The sequence below is a fragment of the Paenibacillus sp. EKM10P genome (genome assembly GCF_011800655.1).
In the GTDB taxonomy this organism is placed as follows: Bacteria; Bacillota; Bacilli; order Paenibacillales; family Paenibacillaceae; genus Paenibacillus; species Paenibacillus polymyxa.
Window position 1 is genome coordinate 1 of record NZ_JAALET010000023.1, and the last position, 18540, is coordinate 18540.

Consider the following 18540-nt stretch of genomic DNA (forward strand, 5'->3'; position numbering starts at 1 on the left):
GGTGACCAAGGCCCTCAAGGAGTCCAAGGTGACCAAGGCCCTCAAGGAGTCCAAGGCGATCAGGGACCACAGGGCGTACAAGGTGATCAAGGCCCTCAAGGAGTTCAAGGTGATCAAGGCCCTCAGGGAGTCCAAGGCGACCAAGGACCACAAGGCGTACAAGGTGACCAAGGCCCTCAAGGTGTTCAAGGTGTTCAAGGTGACCAAGGCCCTCAAGGTGTTCAAGGAGTCCAAGGTGACCAAGGCCCTCAAGGTGTTCAAGGTGTTCAAGGTGACCAAGGCCCTCAGGGAGTTCAAGGCCCACAAGGAGTCCAGGGCGACCAAGGACCTCAAGGCGTACAGGGTGACCAAGGACCACAGGGCGTTCAAGGTGATCAGGGACCTCAAGGAGTCCAAGGCGACCAAGGACCTCAAGGAGTTCAAGGCCCTCAGGGAGTCTAAGGACCGCAAGGTGACCAAGGGCCTCTATAAGCTTAAGGTATAATTAGAAAAAGAACCCAAAAGTTATTTCATAACTTTTGGGTTCTCAGGCTGTCGAGAAACCCCCTGTTTTTTTGCAGGGGGTTTAAAACTGTCTTAGTGGTCTAAAAACTAGAGTCCTCAGATCGTTTTAAATCGATTTTTGTTTTAAAAGATGCGTCTACCCATATAAAAATAGAAGTGATCGAAAAGTCCTCTGGACTTTCTCGACACTCTAAGCAGCTCCTGCATCTGCAGGAGCTGCTTTTTGAAATATCATAGAAACAAATATTAAAAATAGGCTAATATTGAGTTGAATATTGTGGGCCCTCCCATAAACTGTTGTGATACCGGAAAGATGTGACCAAGTATGATCATCCTAAGGGTTTTCAAAAATTTTTTGCACGATAGTTCACAAATTCTCCAAAGGGGGACTGATTGATGAACCTTCACTGGAATATACGCATGTTGAATGCTGCAAATTGGCGACTACGAAGAGCAATACGTCTTTTAAAACTGAAAAGGTTCGAAAAAGCTGAATATGCATTTTAACCACTATAGTTATTCTCAATGGTACGTTGAATTACTTAAATAAATGTAAGAAGACTAAACACCCTCGGAAAATATCGGGGGAGAAAAAATAGTAAACGAGGAAGATTGCAAAAAAGGTGCGTAAGAAAAGTGAATTTGGTTTTAAGGGAACTGAAAGAGCTAAACGCTATGCTGAACAGAGAAAGATAATATTTGTCAAGAAAGGAGTTGCAAGATCCTTACTTCCACTTGGTAAATCATTAAGATATATCGATAGACTTGAAAACTCAAAAATAAAGGACCCGACTGGAGCTGCTGGAGCAACAGGAGTGACTAGGGCAACTGGAGCCATCGGATCTTTCCAACAGTTTCAGGTATCGGAGAATACGCCAAATACGACAGGAAGTTCAGCAATTCCGAAACGTCAGTTGCAACTACATTAAAAACAATAACAATTATAGGGGTTCCAACAGGGAGTCGAGTTTGGTTAACAGGAATCGTCGGATGGGAGGCTACAACAGGTAATACATCATAGCGGCAGGCAGAAGGGATTGAGATAGCGCGGGCAAGGGGTGTTATGTTTGGGAGACCCCGGCAGCCCTTTGATGAAGCGGCGTTTATTAGACTCTATGAAGAATGGAAGGCTGGCCGAATAACAGCAACGGCGGCTTACAGCAATCTGGACTAACGAAGCCTACCTTTTATCGCCGTGTGAAGGAATATGAAGAGTCGTTAGCTAATTAAATTTTACCTTGAGGAAATGTTTATTGATGTTCTTTGTTAATGAGGCCCATAGAAAGAACTATGAATCTCTATTAGAATTCTATGCAAGCAGCCTACCAAGCATTGAATATGAAGTAGCTTGTTATATCTTGGCTTTGCCCGAAGTTTTAAAGAGGATACCTGAAGAACACAGCTTTAAATTTGCTTTTGATTGGGTGCATCATTGGGAAGATGAGAATGATGAAAGCACTAAACGCTTATCTGATGCTATTTTTACATGGATGATCCATACAAATATTTGGTGTTTGCGGGGATGCACATGTATAACGGTGAAATTTTTAGATTTAATAACGGTCTTGATAACTGGAACGACACTCACTTTCAAGTCTTTTTGTAGGCATGTAAGATTAGAGAAAAGTTATAATTACGAACACTATTTGAATAAATTGGTTCTTTAGAAGAATTGGAAATGAGGGGTTAGATATTCTCCTCTCATGCTACAACATATTGAATAAGGAAAGTGTATTGTAGGGACTTTAAAAAGCAGAAAGCCCATCTGAAGGAGAGACGAACTTTATTGGACACATTAACTTTTGGTGTATTATTATAGCTGCTGCCAGACCAATCATTTGTAACTGTTAATCTATTATCTTGTTCAAAGGGATAGGCATTCCAGGAGTCATCTGTTATACTTGTGTATTCTTGATTGCCATGCCATATTGCCAATTCACTTTTCTCAGAACAAATGGTTCTTTTGTTACTTCGCTTAATGAGGTTGGATCCACAAGTCCCCATCAATAACCATCAAGCACTCTACGCCCATCATTATTATTTATTACAGCAATGGTCTAGGAAGGTGCAATGTTGTATCTGGGTGCGTGCTCAGTGATCATTCTTTAAAGTTGACGGATCTCACAAGAAACCAAAATAAGGTATTCATAATCGTAAAAGATTCTGAAGAAATGATAGGGATGAGAAGACTTGAATCTGGTATGTCAGTAAACAACGAATTTTTTTCTGATATTGTCAGGTATGAGCACGAAACTATAAGCGGAACGACCATAATAAACTCGAATGTTAGTTCACCTATATTTTGGAGCTGTAACCTGCATCATCTTGTATTTGATACCTGCGATCTTACGAATGCGAGATTTTTTGCCGGTAGTACAATTGATAATTGTACATTTATTCGTTCCGACTTGCGCTCTGTCGGCATTGCCAGAGACGAAGCTGTTTTCACCAATTGCGAATTTTCCTCCTGCGATATGAGAGGGATGACATTGGAGAATGCTACGTTTATCGACTGTACTTTTTATAAATGTAGATTCAAGGACCGGATTTTACAAGCGGCGAATATCGTCAATTGTTCCTTTACCGGCAAGCTAGTGGATATTACGTTTGAGGGAAATGGCAAACAAAAGCTAATCGCCAATTTTGAAAACTGCATCCTTGACGGTGTTCGTTTTGTGAGCTGTGACCTGACGCAATGTATTCCGCCAAAATCCAAAAACCATCTGTATGTTGAACAGGTATCCGCACGTTTGAAAAATGCTTTAACGAAGATAGGCGATGACCCTAATCTATCTGACGATGATCGGAAAGTACTGGTACGCAGTCTGCGCAAGCTTGAGCATATGGAACAATATATTTTTAACACGGCGCATATGAAGAAAATATATGGTGATGTTTTTGTTGAGCGATTTTTCAGTAGTCTGGAATGTAACAATGCGTAAACCTAAACAATAGAAATTATATAGGATTACGACGGGAACAGTATATATGTAAAAGGAGTCCACTGGAGATCATTACCTCGGCGAATCACTGTATGGTAGTTGATATAGTATATTATGTTAAATTGAACAGCATACTACTTTGAAAAGAAAGAGCATCCGCCGTCGTAGCCCTGCTGATGCTCTTTTTTCATGCGTACATAATCCACATCCACCTTGGCTTCATCCCATTTCACCTTGAAAATCCGTGCCGATTCCGCTTTGATCGGATGCTAACAATGGAACTGATCTCATATTTGTTGATTTAAAACCAATAATAGGGTAGAAGATATTTGAACAACACTGAAAACAGGGTAGAGGCATAGATGATGCTATTTACACAATACAGGGCTAAAATTGTGAGGATTCTAGTATTTAAGATTCAAAACTTAAGCAGCAGCTTGCAAATTATGGCGATCTTAAGGAATAAGAGTTTGGAATATGGGGTGCAATGAAGTGGAAAATGCAGAAAGATAGTGCGGAGGATTTACGGCTTGTCATTGAGTACGTGGAGCTGCCCTTTTTGTTGACGATACTGGAGCACCATCAATTGGAGGATCGTAGTATTACGGCCAAGTATCTTTGCCGGGGGTACACACGAACTAAGACTACTCTGGAGCAAAGTCAAAGTAGATACAGAAATACGGCTTGCGAATATTTGGGCATAGATATCAGCTCACTAAATGTCTGAAGCTTATTCAAGATGGGGGGATTTGTCCAGACTCAAAGAGTCCGTTTGGACCCCCTTTGTTCAGGAAGCTACGGACAGGAAAATCAACTGAATACATATAAATGAATGTTAAAGAGCGATAAAAATCGCTCTTTTTGACGTGTTTATGTATTCTACTATGTTACTGATTGACTATCTTCTTTTGAAAAATCTACATATATCACTAAAGAGACGACTATGGTAAACACCTGGATTAGAAACTGAGGTACAAACATCAAAAACCCATGTAAATTCCTCCTTCAATTCCTTATACATTATTATTTTCTAATTACTTCTACTAATAAAAAAGAAAGATCGCCACTTAAAATGATGTAATTTATTAACTTATTTGTGATAAAAATTCTATCAATTGTACTATTTTCGGCTTTAGTTGATTTTGGAGTTTTTTTTCTACTTTTCAGTCTAACAAACTTGGATATATTAAGTATTTAGTACAAAAGATTTATTTGAAAAAACTATGCAGCGAAGGTGAGCTGCTACGTATAGAGCTGCTAAGCCGCTTGGGTGAACCGAAAGAATCTATTTACGCTCATGCTTGGGAAAAGGAAGCATGGGCAGTTGATGCTGAGCGATCCGGCAAACTGGTCGAACGATTAAACCTGTGGGAAACGGAGAATAAGCAAGGCGCTCACGCTCGAAGATGCTAATGCTACTCAAGAAGCCATTAATTTACTAAGTACATTTGATGAAGCCGATTACTACCGGAAAAATAAAGTCCTAGACTGAGAAATAAAGTGTTAGACTGGCGGCCAGCTATTCTGGAGATTAGTTTAAGATAAAGCGCGGGGAACCTTACCATAAGTAACGTTTGGGCAGTAACCGCTACATGGTCATTTTAACTTTGATTAATAAATTCATGAAGGTCTCGCCTTCTTCTTCAGTAAGGCCCTGGGTGATACTTTTTTCTACCTCCATGAATATTCCATTGAATTCTTCAACGAGATCGGTCCCTTTCTTTAAAAGAAATATTTTTTTCTGCCGCTCGTTATCCTCCGGGATGATACGTTTGATGTACCCCTTTTTCTCCAGCCCTTGAAGCATACTGGTAATGCTAGCACCTGTCCGATTAAAGTGGAGGGCCAGATCTTTCTGGATAACACCTTTGTCCTGATTCTCAAAAATGTAGCCCATCATCTGCCCTTGTTGAGCATTCAGCCCAAGTTCCGATAATTTGGCATTTGCCATGCCTCTGATCTTCATTCCGATGTCTCGGATCAAATCTGAGTAGGGGGTATGCAACAAACCTTGTTTTGTCAACCGAACCCGACTCCCTTCTTATAGTTAGAAATCTAATTATAAGTTCATCTTAATGTTCAAACTCCTAATTGTCAAAACATAAATGCTAGATATCATTCAGTTTTAATATTGACAATTAGAAATCTAACAGTTATATTTCAATTAAAATTGATTGGAGGAAACTGCCATGATTACTGCAATCACCAATGCCCGTATATTTGACGGAGAAAAAGTGATCAAAGCGACAACGGTCCTAATTGAAGGCGAACAGATTGTATCGGTGGGTGGGGAAATACCGGAACATGCGGTCATTATCGATGCGCAAGGAGGGACTTTGTTGCCGGGCTTGATAGATGCTCACGTTCACACTTCCGTGGAAGGCTTGCGCGATGCACTGAAATTCGGAGTTACGACTGAACTGGAAATGATGGGCGGGTTCACGAAAAACGGCCGAGAGGCGCAATTGAAAGGAATCGAGAATATTGCCGACGTACGATCAGCTGGGATGGGGGTTACACCACCTGGGGGACATCCTGATGAACTCATGCCGGGGGATGGCGAGATTCCAGACTTTGTAATGAAGGAAATGGAGAAGATGAGTGAGGAAGAACGTAACGCCAGACTGGCCGCACATAAGCATGATCATGGTGAGGCGCCCACCGTATCAACCCGGGACGAAGCGCTGGCATTCGTGGACCAACAAGTTAGAGAGGGAGCCGATTATATCAAGATTATGATTGAGGAAGGAACGGTATTAGCAGCGCCCGGCCTGCCCGTCTTAAGCCAAGATATTTTGAGTTCGGCTGTAGGGGAAGCTCATCGTCACCACAAGATGGTGATTGCTCATGTTTTAACTGCTGAATCCTCCCGGCAAGCTGTAGAAATTGGAGTCGATGGACTTGCTCATCTATTCATTGACCGTCCTGAAACCACGACGGATTTGGTGAGGATGATAGCAGAGGCAGGTGTTTTCGTTACGCCATGTCTCGTCCTGAACTCCTCAATTATCGGGAACCCTGCATCTGAATTGGTAAGGGATCCCCGTGTGAGTGCCAAGCTCAGTCCCGAATGGATCAATACGCTGAATGCCAGTTTCCATACTTTCCCGCAGGGCAGCATGGCAGATAGCTATCGTAATGTAATGGACCTTCATCGTGCAGGAGTAGACATCCTGGTGGGAACGGATGTCTCCGTACCGGTTCCATCGTTGGGGGGACTTGCCCATGGGGCCAGTGTACATCACGAGATGCAGCTATTGGTTAAGGCAGGATTCACACCCTTAGAAGCCCTTCAGTCCGCTACCTCGAAAACAGCTCGCCGCTTCGGCCTGAACGATCGCGGACGAATTGTGGAGGGGGCGAGAGCGGACTTGGTCTTGGTCGACGGGAATCCGACGTTGAATATCTCAGATACGCTATCGATTCGCGAAATATGGCAGCGCGGTACGCGCAAAATAGCGGAAGCGTGAATCATGGTGGGTAGACCAGACCTTCTTATAGAAATTGAACGAGAAGCAAGAGAATAAAAGTCGGGCCCTCATCTAGTTGTTGAGGACCTTGTGTTTCACCAAAACTTGCCGTTACAGATAGCGCGGAGAAAACCCGAACATTCATAAAGTGGCCGGAATCGGACAGTAACAAATAAAGCCCCGTCTAATAACCGGGGCTTTATTTGTTTAAAATGATTTAGGATTGATCTGCTTTAATAACGGATCATATTCCTCAGGTTCTTCATCTCCCTGGCGGGTTTCTTGAAGGGGAGTTTTCTTAGCCGTTATTTGTTCGTCTATAGTTACGGCAGGTTGTGGTTCAGGGATAGCTTTCATAGCAGTAAACGGCGTTAAAGGTGTTTGTAATCCATTGAGCAAAGGTTCATGATAGAGAATTTTTTGTATGTCATGTTCTGTGATGTCTCGATATCCAAACCGATCAATCATGTGCAAGACGATACTTGCTAGGGATAATTGTATGTTAGACGTGCATCAATCCAACGATTTACTTTTACATGCTCTTTTAACTCGCCTACTCGCCAAGAGACGTATTTCCGCGTAGGTTCTGTTAACCTTCAACACCCGCCTCTTGAAAGAAACTTTTTTGTGCAAAATATCCAATCCATGCACATTCAAGTTTACAGCGTATTCGCCTGGAATCCAAACTAATAAGCAATGGACTGCATCGGCAAACTCCTTTGCTTCTTTATATAGATCAGGCTCAAAGGTGATACTCCACCGCCGAATACCATAATAATTTCAATGTCGCCGCCAATCATGCTGTAGTGGTCTTGCATAGCAACCAGGATGTTGTTAGCTTCTGCATATTGTGCTTCTTCCATAAAGCTAGATGCCATTTTGTATAAGTTATCTTTAGGGTCTTGAAGAATTTGATCAACATGTTTTAGGGCAACACAACCACTTTCTCTTTACAGGACGCAACAAATTTTGCATATTGAATACAAGTTTCTAATGAATCATTTGGTTCCATAGGCCACCATCGTATGAATCCCCTGGGAGCTTTGGAGGCATAGCTTTCGATTTCTGATGGAATTCGACCTACAACCACAATTTCAATCTCCCTAAAGTTGTTTTCAATACCCTTTTGAAGTGTCTTATTTAATTGCGTATGCTCTATTTCAGGGCAGGAATGGGGGATAGGGAACAATATCGAGAATCTTGAGGTATCTTCTTGAATAACGTGAGCAGATTTCCGGGCAGGATCATCCATAGAAGTCTCCCATATACGACGATAAGGTAGTAGCTGGGGTAAATCGAGTTCTTTCAATCTCATTTGAATCCTTTGAAAATAGCATCTGTATAGTTCCCCAACAAGAACCTGAATCTGCTTATTTCTGAGGAATGTAGTGTTATTTCCATGTTCGTTACGATACTGGATATATATTAAATCAGGGACGTTCACTATTTTAGTACAAAGAAATGTCCGAACCAGCAGATCGTAATCATCTGCTACCAGTAGTTCATTGCGATGGCCTCCGATCAGATGATAACAGTCCCTCGTCCACGCACGTGGATGATTGGGTAAACCGACTAAATGACGAATGGTTTTGCCATTAATGGTCGTATGTTTTTGTACATTTTGCCATCTGTTCATTTCATGCAGCCAGACTCGATAATGAACACTGTAACCAAAGCCACAATCCCAGCCGTACCAATGCGCATGATTGCTCCCTGCATACACCTCAGCACAATCCCCATAAACAAAGCCACAGTCAGGATTTTGTTGAAATGCTTTGACGATTTTCTCTAGGCAGTCAGGAGTTAGCTCATCATCATGATCGACTTCTACTAAAATTTCCCCTGTACAGAGACCTGCTGCAAACCTTTTGATAGCCCCTATATAACCATTGCGGGAATCCTGACGATATCTCCGCACACGGTGATCCTCTAAAGGGAGTAAATACTCCTGGTATGTCTCATCTTCATCCCCGGAATCATCCACGATTACCCATTCCCAGTTCTTGTAGGTCTGCTTCAATAAAGATTGATAAGGTCGTTGAATTTTTTCTTTTGATCTGTAACTTGCAGTAAACACGGATATTAAAGGTGTGTTTGAAGTGAAATGTGTTGGAGGAATCGTTCTATTCTCCAGAAGAGGATCGGTTGCCTTAAGCCAGCAGAAAAATAAATGCATAGGTTGAATTTCGTCTGGTGATTGGAAGTGCAACCAGCGTTTTTTTTCGTGACCAGGTAACGCTTTTAGTGCTGAAAATTCTCCCCACTCTTCTCCAAGCGAGACGTAAACCCGAGGCTTTTGAAGGCTATTGTCTATAAGTAGTTGGTCAGCCTCATACAAGTTTATTGTAATGTGATTTTCTTCCAATTTATCTATCAATTCTTTTACATGATCCTTTAAAACCTTCTTCGATACAAATAAATGAGCTGTCAGTAGCGGAGTGAAATTTAATGACATGATCATTCCCCTTTACCCGTTTCGAACACCAACGAGAGGGAGGTGCCGATTCAGACGTAAGTTATTATTTTTATTGAAATACCCATTTTCCCGGCATCATTCTATTTCCCAGCAATATATATGTATGTGTATGTGTATGTGTTCGGGGATGTGAGAAAAATGCCAGCCCATATAAACATAGCGAATTAAATCGTTTGAAGCCTCCGGTAGACACCTAAGCATAAAAGAAAGGTGGAGTAAGCGTGCAATGCCCATTAGTAAGTGTAGTTATACCTGCATATAATCGGCCGTATACACTAAAAGTCGCCATCGACAGTGTATTGGAACAAACTTATCCGAACATCGAAATCATTATTTGTGATGACAGTACAACGAATGAAGTACAAGAAATGCTTGATTCTTATTTAGATTCTTTTCCCCAAATTAAATATTATAAAAATGATAAAAATCTTTTTCTCGGCAATTGGCATAAATGTTTTGATTTGGCGTCAGGTGAATATATCAATTACTTGATGGATGACGACATGTTTCATAAAGAAAAAATAGCGAAAATGATCTATTTTTATGAAAATTTTGAAAACATCACACTGGTTACTTCGTATCGGCAAACCATAGATGAATCAGGGGCTATTCTCCCACCGCTCTATGCAACGGAAAGACTGTACGAGGAAACAAGGATAATGGACGGAAGAATGTTGGCAAACGTTGCATTAACTCGTTGTTTAAATGTGATTGGTGAACCTACGACAGTGTTTTTCAAAAAAACAGATCTTATCGAACGGTTTGGAGTATATAAAGGAAAACAGTATTCTCTTCTTAATGATTTGGCTTCTTGGTTGAACTTACTATCAAAGGGAAAAGCAGTGTATATTACTGAAGCGCTAAGCTATTTCCGAATACATCCCAATCAAAATAATCAGACGCTTGGTCAAAGTGCGTTCACGGAATGGTTAGATATTATGATTGCCTCAAGAGATGATGGATTTCTTGATACTAACGATTTATTTAAAGCTGCACTTCATTCTTATCAGGAACGTATAAGAGGTCGTCCACCATTTGTTGCAGATATCAAGCGAATTGAAATGATATTAAAAACATTGGAAACCTAGCTTGCTCATCCCATATGCGAAGGAGGCTGGCTGATGTTCGACATTCCCTTCTTACGACCTAATTTAGTAAAAAAGGAACGGTTTATTGCTAATTTTGAGAAAATAGAAGAGACGCGGATTTACTCCAATTATGGTCCCTTAAATAACCTGTTTGAAGAGCGGGTTATTGCACAAATGTTTGATGGAATCGGTTCAGCTGTTACCGTTCATAACGCTACCATCGGCTTGATTTTGGCGATCGCTCAAAGCAAGCGACCACAAGGCAAATATGCTGTTATGCCAAGTTTTACTTTTGCTGCCACTCCACTTGCCGCTGAGTGGTGCGGGCTAGAACCCTACTTCCTTGACATTGAACCGGAGAATTGGCAAATGAATAGGGATCAGTTAGAGCAGACAGTCAAGCTGCTGGGAGATGAGATTGCGGTAATCGTTCCTTATGCCACTTTCGGTACAGCCCTTGATTTATCTGTGTACAATAAGCTGCAGGAGCAAGGAATTCCGGTAGTCATTGATGCTGCTGCCAGTTTTGGAACTATAACTTCCGAGGAAGCCACCCATTTTGGTAAAGGCTTTGGAGGAGCCGTAGTATTCAGCTTTCATGCCACCAAATCATTTGGTATTGGAGAGGGTGGATTGGTATACAGTTTGGACCGGGATGTTATTAGGCGAATTCGTCAAGCGGGGAATTTCGGTTTTTCCAGCAGCAGGGAGTCTGTCACCCAAGGCCTTAACAGTAAGATATCCGAGTATACTGCTGCTATCGCTTTAGCCACTCTCGATCATTTCAAGAATGTACGGGAGAATAGAAGGACGATTTACGAATATTATCTTCAAGAACTGATCCAAGCAGACTTATTAGAACGAGGATGGTCTGTACAAAAAACGAAAGGATCGGTTGTTCATCAATTTGTCCCTGTTCTTAGTCCGGATTCACACACGAATCAAGAGGTTGTTAAGTTATTAGCTTCTAATTCAATAGAAGCTAGAACCTATTTTTCTCCGGCGTGCCATCAGCAGAAGCAGTTCCAAAGCTATACGAGGTCTACTCTTCATGTTACCGAACATATTGCCAAACATATTGTCAGCCTGCCCTTGTGGGAGGAACTGGACGAGATTAATATTCGAAAAATTGTGAATGTTCTAGGAAACCTGGGAAAAGAGACAGCCAGATGAGGAAACTCGTTATTTGGGGATCGGGCGGACATGCCAGGGAAATCAACTGGTTATGTGAAGAACTAGGAGTTCGAGTGATAGGTTTCTTAGACGAACGGCCTGAGACAAAAGGGCAGAGTGTAGATGGTGTTCCTGTACTGGGGACGTTGACCGACATTAAAGCGTTAAAATATGAGGTAGAGCTGATATGTGCGGGGGTGGGTGATCCGGCATTAAAGAAGCGATTCGCTTATCATACAATTCAATCGGGATTTCGTATCGCAGCCCCGCTAATACATCCACGTGTTCGTTTTTCTCAAAGAAATACCATTGGAGAGGGAAGTATGATCTTTGAAGGAGCTGTCCTGTCGGACAATATTAAAATCGGACAGCATGTAATTATCAATCGGAGTGTTAACGTGAGTCATGATGCGGTTTTTGGCGATTATATAACCATAGCTCCTGGTGTGAACCTGGCAGGTAACGTAACCATAGATGAAGGAGCCTATATCGGGGTCGGTGTCTCGGTACGGGAAAAATGTCACATCGGTTGTTGGTCTATGATAGGTGGAGGTGCCTTTATTAAAGATGATATACCCAGCTTTACCATGGCTGCAGGTGTACCAGCAGTCGTTAAAAAACGCCTTGATATGCCCTGAGCCTCCTTTCTTTGAAACAGAGCGCAATCAAATTCGTAGCAATATGCTTGGTAATGAAGTGATTTGTCTGTCAAAAGGCCGTAGCGGAAAAGGTTCTTATACCTGATCCGGCTCGGCCTTATTATATTTTAAGCTAGAGGAATAGATTCATTTTAAAGATGGATAAAATTAAAATTATTTTTGATTATTATTGTATTTTGTATTTTCAAATTTAAACAAAAGTGTTATAGTCTCCGTAAATAAAAATATCCACCTTAATAAAGTTATTCAAAACAAAAAACAGAACTTGGAGGTCTTTTTGCTATGGTACAAAGTCTATGGAATTCTTCGCAAGCATCTAAGCAGAACAGCACGCTGGAACAGCTCGTATACCGTTCTAACCTGATTGGCACAGATAGGAGCGTGTGCAACTGGGGAGGTGGCAACACTTCGGCTAAAACGACGATACAAGATTTTCGCGGGCGTGAAGTTGAAGTGATGTACGTTAAGGGGAGCGGTTCCGATCTTGCAACCATGAAAGCGCATAACTTCACCGGGCTTCGTATGGAGGATATTCGTCCACTGTTTGAACGGGAAGAGATGTCTGACGAGGATATGGTCGCATATTTGGCGAACTGTATGATAGATGCCAAGCATCCGCGGGCTTCCATTGAGACACTGCTACACGCATTTTTGCCTTTTAAGCATGTCGATCATACACATTCGGATGCGATCATCAGCTTGTGCTGTGCGCATAACGGCAAGGAAATCGCTAAGGAAATTTTCGGTGAACGTTTTGTATGGGTACCTTATATCCGTCCTGGCTTTAAGCTGTCGAAAATGATTGCCCAAGGGGTGCTCGATCACCCACAAGCTGAGTTGGTACTGATGGAAAAGCATGGCTTGGTTACGTGGGGAGACACTTCCGAAGCAGCTTATGCCAAAACGATTGAAATCATCCAAGAAGCAGAAAGCTATATTAAAGCCCGCCAAGAAGAAAAGCAGGGATTTGGAGGCGTAAAATATAAAGCGCTTACTTTAGAGGAGCGGCGCAGCATGGTGTCCCAGATCATGCCATCCGTTCGAGGTGCAGTCAGTGATGAGAAAAGGATGATCCTCACTTTTGATGACGCGGAGGATGTGCTGGAGTTTGTGAACGGCCAGGATTCTGCTGCTTTATCTCAGATTGGGGCAGCGTGCCCGGATCATCTGGTTCATACCAAAATGAAGCCGCTCTATGTAGATTGGACACCGGATATGGAGGATGTAGAGGGGTTGAAAGTTAAGCTTGCCGAGGGTATAGCAACCTATAAGGAGCAGTACCAAGCTTATTTTGAGCGCAATCGACATGAAGGAGACGTGAGATTTGAAGCAGCACCGCGTGTCATCTTAATTCCGGGTATCGGTATGATTAACACAGGCAAAAGCTGGAGCAATGCGCAGGTGAGCGGCGCCTTATATCATCGTGCCATTGCTGTCATGCGAGGAGCAACGGCGTTAGGAGAATTTGTTTCGCTTAGTGAAAATGAATCTTACAACGTGGAATACTGGCCGCTGGAGCTTTATAAGCTGTTACTTGCGCCGGCAGAAGCAGAATTTTCACGCAAAATTGCATTCATTACGGGTGGTGCAAGCGGAATCGGTAGTGCAACCGCGCGGCGTTTGGTAGAAGAAGGTGCGCATGTTGTATTGGCAGATCTCAATCTGGAAGGTGCGCAAAAGGTAGCTGCAGACATCAATAGCAGTTACGGTGAAAACCGTGCAATTGCCGTGAAAATGGATGTGACGCAGGAGGAGCAAATCCAGGCGGCCTATGCCGAGACGGCGCTGATCTATGGTGGTGTAGATGTCATCGTTAACAACGCAGGGCTTGCTACATCCAGCCCGTTCGATGAAACATCATTAAAGGAATGGAATTTAAATGTAAACGTGTTGGGAACGGGTTATTTTTTGGTCGCGCGTGAAGCGTTCAAGCTGATGAAGGAACAGACGCTTGGTGGCAGTATGGTGTTCGTCGGCTCCAAAAACTCAGTCTATGCGGGTAAAAATGTAACGGCCTACAGCTCGGCCAAGGCGCTGGAAGCGCACCTAGCCCGCTGTATTGCCGCAGAAGGCGGCGAATACGGTATCCGCGTAAACACTATTTTGCCGGATGCGATTTTGCAAGGCTCGGCAATCTGGAACTCCAATTGGCGCAATGAACGCGCCGCTGCCTACGGCATCGAGCCAGACCAGCTGGAGGAGCATTACCGCAAGCGAACGACGCTGCTGGTCAACATTTACCCGCAGGATATCGCAGAGGGCATTGCCTTTTTCGCCTCATCCAAGGCGGAGAAAACGACAGGCTGTATGCTGACCATCGATGGCGGCGTCCCAGCAGCCTTTACACGCTAGCCAAATTCAAATGAATCTCTGTAAGCGATAGACTCATTTCTATTTCACTAATCCATTTCATTAATCGAGGGCACAAGCCCATAGTTCCGAAGGGATGTAAAATACTCTGGGAAACACGTAAATAAGCAACAACACTTATTTGCGTGTTTTCATCCTTTTATATATACACCAACACTTTAAAATAGAAGTGACTTTATGGGTGGTAAGCAGCGAAGCGGCCTCCCATAACTCACTTCATTTTCCAAGGAGGAACCACGATGAGTGACAAAGCGTACGCCTTATTCGAGGATCAGCAGCAACAACGAGGCATTGACCTAGAGCAAGTAAAGACCAAACTGAGAGCGCTTAGCATAGAAACACCTTCCTGGGGATATGGCGACTCAGGTACACGTTTTAAAGTCTTTCAGAAAACGGGTGTGCCGCGTGATCCGTTCGAAAAGCTGGAGGATGCAGCACAGGTTCATGCTTTGACAGGCTTATGTCCGTCCGTTGCCATTCACATCCCGTGGGATAAAGTAGACAATTACGGCAAGCTTCGCAGTCATGCCGAAAGTTTTGGCCTGCAAATTGGGGCGGTAAATCCCAATCTCTTTCAAGACGAGGACTACATGCTCGGTAGCGTTACTAATGTAGACCCGGCAATCCGTCGCAAGGCTATCAACCATTTGCTGGAATGCGTGGATATTGCAAAGGAAACAGGCTCCAACGACTTTAGCCTATGGTTTGCGGACGGAACGAATTATCCCGGTCAGGGGGACATTCGCAAACGCAAAAATTGGATGCTGGAGGCGCTCCATGAAATGTATAAGGCGCTTACGCCGGATATGCGCATGCTGATTGAATACAAGGCGTTTGAGCCGGCTTTTTACCATACGGATATTGCTGATTGGGGCATGGCGTACCATTACGCGACCAAGTTGGGGCCGCAGGCACAGGTGCTGGTGGATACAGGGCATCATCTACCGGGAGCCAACGTGGAGCATATTGTTGCGTTTTTAATGGATGAGAAGCGACTGGGTGGCTTTCATTTTAACAGTTATAAATATGCGGATGATGATCTGATCGTGGGTTCCTCCAATCCGTATGAGCTGTTTTTAATCTTTTATCAGATTTTGAACGCAGCTCAGGATGTCGATGCAGATATCCGTCATACTGTCGATAAAATTGCTTATTTAATCGATCAGTCGCACAATATCGAACCCAAAATTCCGGCCATGATTCGCTCGGTCCTAAATGTGCAGACTCAATATGCGAAGGCACTTTTGATCAATCATGCAGAGGTGGAGGAAGCGGTGAGCCGTCAGGATGTGCTGGGTGCGGAGGATGCCGTACGCCAAGCATTTGAGTTTGATGTGGCCCCGTTGCTCAAAGCAATCCGTGAAGAGCAAGGATTACCTGCAGATCCAATGAAAGCCTATTTGGCGTCTGAGTATGGTACGCAGATTTTGCAAAGAGGCAAGGGTGGTGCGAGCTGGTGAGCATCCTCGCTTATGATTTGGGGGCAAGCAGCGGCAGGGTTCTACTCGGAAAATTAACCGATTCACGTATCGTGGTGGAGGAAATCCATCGCTTTTCCAATGATCCGGTCAAGGTTGGGGAGCGCCTGCACTGGGATATATTGCGTCTCTATCACGAGGTTCAGCAAGGATTGCTCAAAGCCAAGCATACGAGAGTGAACCCATCCAGCCTGGCGATTGACTCCTGGGCGGTCGATTTTGGACTGATTGGAGAAACCGGCGAATTGCTGGGCAACCCTTATCATTATCGGGATTGGCACACCCATGGAGTAATGGAAGAAGTACAGGAACGGCTGGGAAAAGATTTTATTTTTCAGCGCACAGGCATTCAGTTTTTGGCGTTTAATACGATTTATCAGCTGGCTGCTATGCGAAATGCAAGATCACCCTTGCTGGAGCAGGCAGAACATTTCCTGATGATCCCTGATTTGCTGCGGTATTTTCTGACAGGTGAAATGTATCATGAGTTTTCTAATGCAACCAGCACGCAGTTATATCATCCGTTACAGCAAAAATGGGATGATGAGCTTTTGTCTGGAATCAACATTCCCCGCTCTTGGTTTGGAGAGGTACTGGAGCCGGGAAGTGTTGCAGGTACAATCCGTTCATCGGTCATGACGGATCTGGGTATTGGAGCGATTCCTGTGATTGCAGTAGCAGAGCATGACACAGGATCAGCAGTGGCTGCCGTACCAGCGCTGGAGCGGTCCTTTGCGTACTTGAGCTGCGGAACATGGTCACTGATGGGAACGGAGACCGCACAGCCAGTAATTAATGATGATACGCTTCGATTTAATTTTACAAATGAAGGCGGCGTAGGCCGAACCTACAGGCTGCTAAAAAATATCATGGGACTGTGGATTCTACAGGAGGCGCGCAGAGAGTGGGAACGGCAGGGAAACTCCTATTCCTTTCCTGAATTGGTTCATATGGCGGAACAGGCTCCAGCGTTCACTTGTTTGATTGACCCGGATGATGAACTGTTTCTGCATGCCGGGGATATGAAAACACGCATACGCCAATACTGCCGCAATACCGGGCAGCTAATGCCGGAGACGCCGGGAGAGATTACGCGCTGCATTCTGGAAAGTCTGGCGTTAAAGTATCGCTACATTTTGGAGCTTACAGAACGGGTGTCAGGACAGCGTTTTAATGGTTTGCATATGGTCGGCGGAGGGATTCAAAATCGCTTGCTGTGCCAATGGACGGCCAATTCGATTCAAAAACCCGTATGGGCAGGACCCGCAGAAGCGAGCGCAATCGGCAATCTTGCGGTACAATGGATGACACAGGGAAAGTTCGCCGATATATGGGAAGCACGCCGGGTCATTGCGGATTCTATTACCGTAGAGGAATATGAACCTGCCGAGTCAGAAGCGTGGGAGGATGCCTACGGGTGGTTCCGGCGGGTGACAGGACTTTTTGTACATTAAAGATGTGGAGTGAGATTGCCATGCTGGTCGCAGAAAGATATGAGATGATAGTGCAGCTCGTAAATGAAAGAGGAAGCATACGGGTGTCTGAATTGAGTGAGCTGTGTAAAGTGACGGAAGAAACGATTCGCCGCGATCTCGATCGTCTGGAGCAGGCGGGACGACTGCGCCGTTCCCATGGGGGAGCGGTTAGTGTCAAAAACGAGCAGCCTGAAACGCCCTATGCGGTACGGGAAATTATGAACGCGGAGGAAAAGCGTCGGATTGCTGAGGAAGCGGTCAAGCAGATTCAGCCGCACGATCGCATTTTGCTGGATGCCAGTACGACTGCCTGGTATATGGCGTCCAGTCTGCCGGATATTCCTTTAACGATACTGACGAATTCGATTCGGGTAGCTACAGAACTGGCAGGTAAGGAAAAAATCGAGGTCATTTCGACGGGAGGACAGCTGCTTCAACGTTCACTGTCATTCGTGGGCCCGCTCGCAGAGCGTTCATTAGAAACCTATTATGTGGATAAGCTGTTTTTTTCCAGTCAGGGAGTTCATCTGGATCGCGGCATTAGTGAATCAAATGAGCTGCAAGCTCGTTTGAAGCAGAAAATGGTCAGCATTGCGGATCGGGTAATTTTACTGGCAGATGCGAGCAAATTCGGGCAGCAGGCGTTTACCCATGTCGTGAACTTGACGCAAGTGTCCGAAATTATTACAGATTCGCGGCTGTCGGACCCGATTCGCAGTCAGCTCGCAGAGTTGTCCATTCCGGTTACGATTGTGTAAGCAGGTAGTTTCCGGCGTGAGGTCGCTCTGCGGTTCATTTGATTTACGATCGCTGTTGCAGCGGGATTCTCTGATGAGTAAGATCTACTTAGGTGAGAATCCCACTGCAAGCGTATGCTTATGATGAAAGTTTTCCTTTGGAAAATG

General features: G+C 44.0%; 19 protein-coding genes. 14 read left to right on the forward strand and 5 right to left on the reverse strand.

Annotation, left to right across the window (positions count from 1 at the left end; genetic code table 11):
• The 4 genes from HFE01_RS25720 to HFE01_RS25735 all read left to right on the forward strand — a co-directional run.
• Positions 1–484 (forward strand): hypothetical protein (locus HFE01_RS25720; protein ID WP_243208260.1); only part of this gene is annotated, 484 nt, incomplete at its 5' end.
• Positions 485–1127: 643 nt separating this feature from the next.
• Positions 1128–1433, forward strand: a complete 306-nt coding sequence (locus tag HFE01_RS26995; RefSeq protein WP_181323701.1) for a hypothetical protein — start codon at positions 1128–1130, stop codon at positions 1431–1433.
• A gap of 327 nt (positions 1434–1760) precedes the next feature.
• Positions 1761–2171: a DUF2538 family protein gene (locus HFE01_RS25730; RefSeq protein WP_107735275.1), complete on the forward strand. Its 411-nt coding sequence runs from the start codon at positions 1761–1763 to the stop codon at positions 2169–2171.
• A gap of 534 nt (positions 2172–2705) precedes the next feature.
• Positions 2706–3446, forward strand: a complete 741-nt coding sequence (locus tag HFE01_RS25735; protein WP_243208261.1) for a pentapeptide repeat-containing protein — start codon at positions 2706–2708, stop codon at positions 3444–3446.
• A 134-nt stretch (positions 3447–3580) separates the two neighbouring features.
• Here HFE01_RS25735 and HFE01_RS27670 read toward each other — a convergent pair whose 3' ends face one another.
• A complete protein-coding gene (locus HFE01_RS27670; protein WP_258196299.1) occupies positions 3581–3709 on the reverse strand; it encodes a hypothetical protein in 129 nt (42 codons plus the stop codon).
• 224 nt (positions 3710–3933) lie between these two features.
• On the opposite strand from HFE01_RS27670, the gene HFE01_RS25740 reads away from it, so the two are divergent.
• Both HFE01_RS25740 and HFE01_RS25745 read left to right on the forward strand, forming a co-directional pair.
• Positions 3934–4173 (forward strand): hypothetical protein, encoded by a 240-nt coding sequence (locus HFE01_RS25740; RefSeq protein ID WP_107735274.1) that lies wholly within the window; start codon positions 3934–3936, stop codon positions 4171–4173.
• A gap of 485 nt (positions 4174–4658) precedes the next feature.
• Positions 4659–4859, forward strand: a complete 201-nt coding sequence (locus tag HFE01_RS25745; RefSeq protein ID WP_146169131.1) for a hypothetical protein — start codon at positions 4659–4661, stop codon at positions 4857–4859.
• A gap of 175 nt (positions 4860–5034) precedes the next feature.
• Here HFE01_RS25745 and HFE01_RS25750 read toward each other — a convergent pair whose 3' ends face one another.
• A complete protein-coding gene (locus HFE01_RS25750; RefSeq protein WP_308810697.1) occupies positions 5035–5469 on the reverse strand; it encodes a MarR family winged helix-turn-helix transcriptional regulator in 435 nt (144 codons plus the stop codon).
• A gap of 166 nt (positions 5470–5635) precedes the next feature.
• Here HFE01_RS25750 and HFE01_RS25755 point away from each other — a divergent pair, with 166 nt between their 5' ends.
• Complete coding sequence (locus HFE01_RS25755; RefSeq protein ID WP_107735272.1) at positions 5636–6916, forward strand: amidohydrolase family protein; 1281 nt, start codon at positions 5636–5638, stop codon at positions 6914–6916.
• A gap of 207 nt (positions 6917–7123) precedes the next feature.
• Here HFE01_RS25755 and HFE01_RS25760 read toward each other — a convergent pair whose 3' ends face one another.
• The 3 genes from HFE01_RS25760 to HFE01_RS25770 form a co-directional block, all read right to left on the reverse strand.
• Entirely contained in the window at positions 7124–7384 is a 261-nt protein-coding gene (locus tag HFE01_RS25760) for a hypothetical protein (RefSeq protein WP_146169129.1), read from the reverse strand.
• A 218-nt stretch (positions 7385–7602) separates the two neighbouring features.
• Complete coding sequence (locus HFE01_RS25765; protein ID WP_107735270.1) at positions 7603–7794, reverse strand: hypothetical protein; 192 nt, start codon at positions 7792–7794, stop codon at positions 7603–7605.
• A gap of 47 nt (positions 7795–7841) precedes the next feature.
• Positions 7842–9371 carry a glycosyltransferase gene (locus HFE01_RS25770; protein WP_107735269.1) on the reverse strand — a complete coding sequence of 510 codons (1530 nt, stop codon included), beginning with the start codon at positions 9369–9371 and terminating at the stop codon, positions 7842–7844.
• Positions 9372–9613: 242 nt separating this feature from the next.
• Between HFE01_RS25770 and HFE01_RS25775 the strand changes: the two genes are divergently transcribed.
• The 7 genes from HFE01_RS25775 (at position 9614) to HFE01_RS25805 (ending at position 18393) form a co-directional block, all read left to right on the forward strand.
• Positions 9614–10480, forward strand: a complete 867-nt coding sequence (locus tag HFE01_RS25775) for a glycosyltransferase family 2 protein (protein ID WP_107735268.1) — start codon at positions 9614–9616, stop codon at positions 10478–10480.
• Positions 10481–10513: 33 nt separating this feature from the next.
• Positions 10514–11653 (forward strand): DegT/DnrJ/EryC1/StrS family aminotransferase, encoded by a 1140-nt coding sequence (locus HFE01_RS25780; protein WP_107735267.1) that lies wholly within the window; start codon positions 10514–10516, stop codon positions 11651–11653.
• Positions 11650–12291 (forward strand): acetyltransferase, encoded by a 642-nt coding sequence (locus tag HFE01_RS25785; RefSeq protein WP_107735266.1) that lies wholly within the window; start codon positions 11650–11652, stop codon positions 12289–12291. Before HFE01_RS25780 ends, HFE01_RS25785 begins: the two co-directional genes overlap by 4 nt.
• Positions 12292–12594: 303 nt before the next feature.
• Positions 12595–14664: a bifunctional aldolase/short-chain dehydrogenase gene (locus tag HFE01_RS25790; RefSeq protein ID WP_167438791.1), complete on the forward strand. Its 2070-nt coding sequence runs from the start codon at positions 12595–12597 to the stop codon at positions 14662–14664.
• A 257-nt stretch (positions 14665–14921) separates the two neighbouring features.
• Positions 14922–16142 (forward strand): L-rhamnose isomerase, encoded by a 1221-nt coding sequence (gene rhaI / locus HFE01_RS25795; RefSeq protein WP_107735264.1) that lies wholly within the window; start codon positions 14922–14924, stop codon positions 16140–16142.
• Complete coding sequence (locus HFE01_RS25800; RefSeq protein ID WP_167438790.1) at positions 16139–17614, forward strand: rhamnulokinase; 1476 nt, start codon at positions 16139–16141, stop codon at positions 17612–17614. The genes rhaI and HFE01_RS25800 overlap by 4 nt, the downstream gene beginning before the upstream one ends.
• 20 nt (positions 17615–17634) lie before the next feature.
• Entirely contained in the window at positions 17635–18393 is a 759-nt protein-coding gene (locus HFE01_RS25805; protein WP_016818460.1) for a DeoR/GlpR family DNA-binding transcription regulator, read from the forward strand.
• Positions 18394–18540 lie beyond the last annotated feature (147 nt).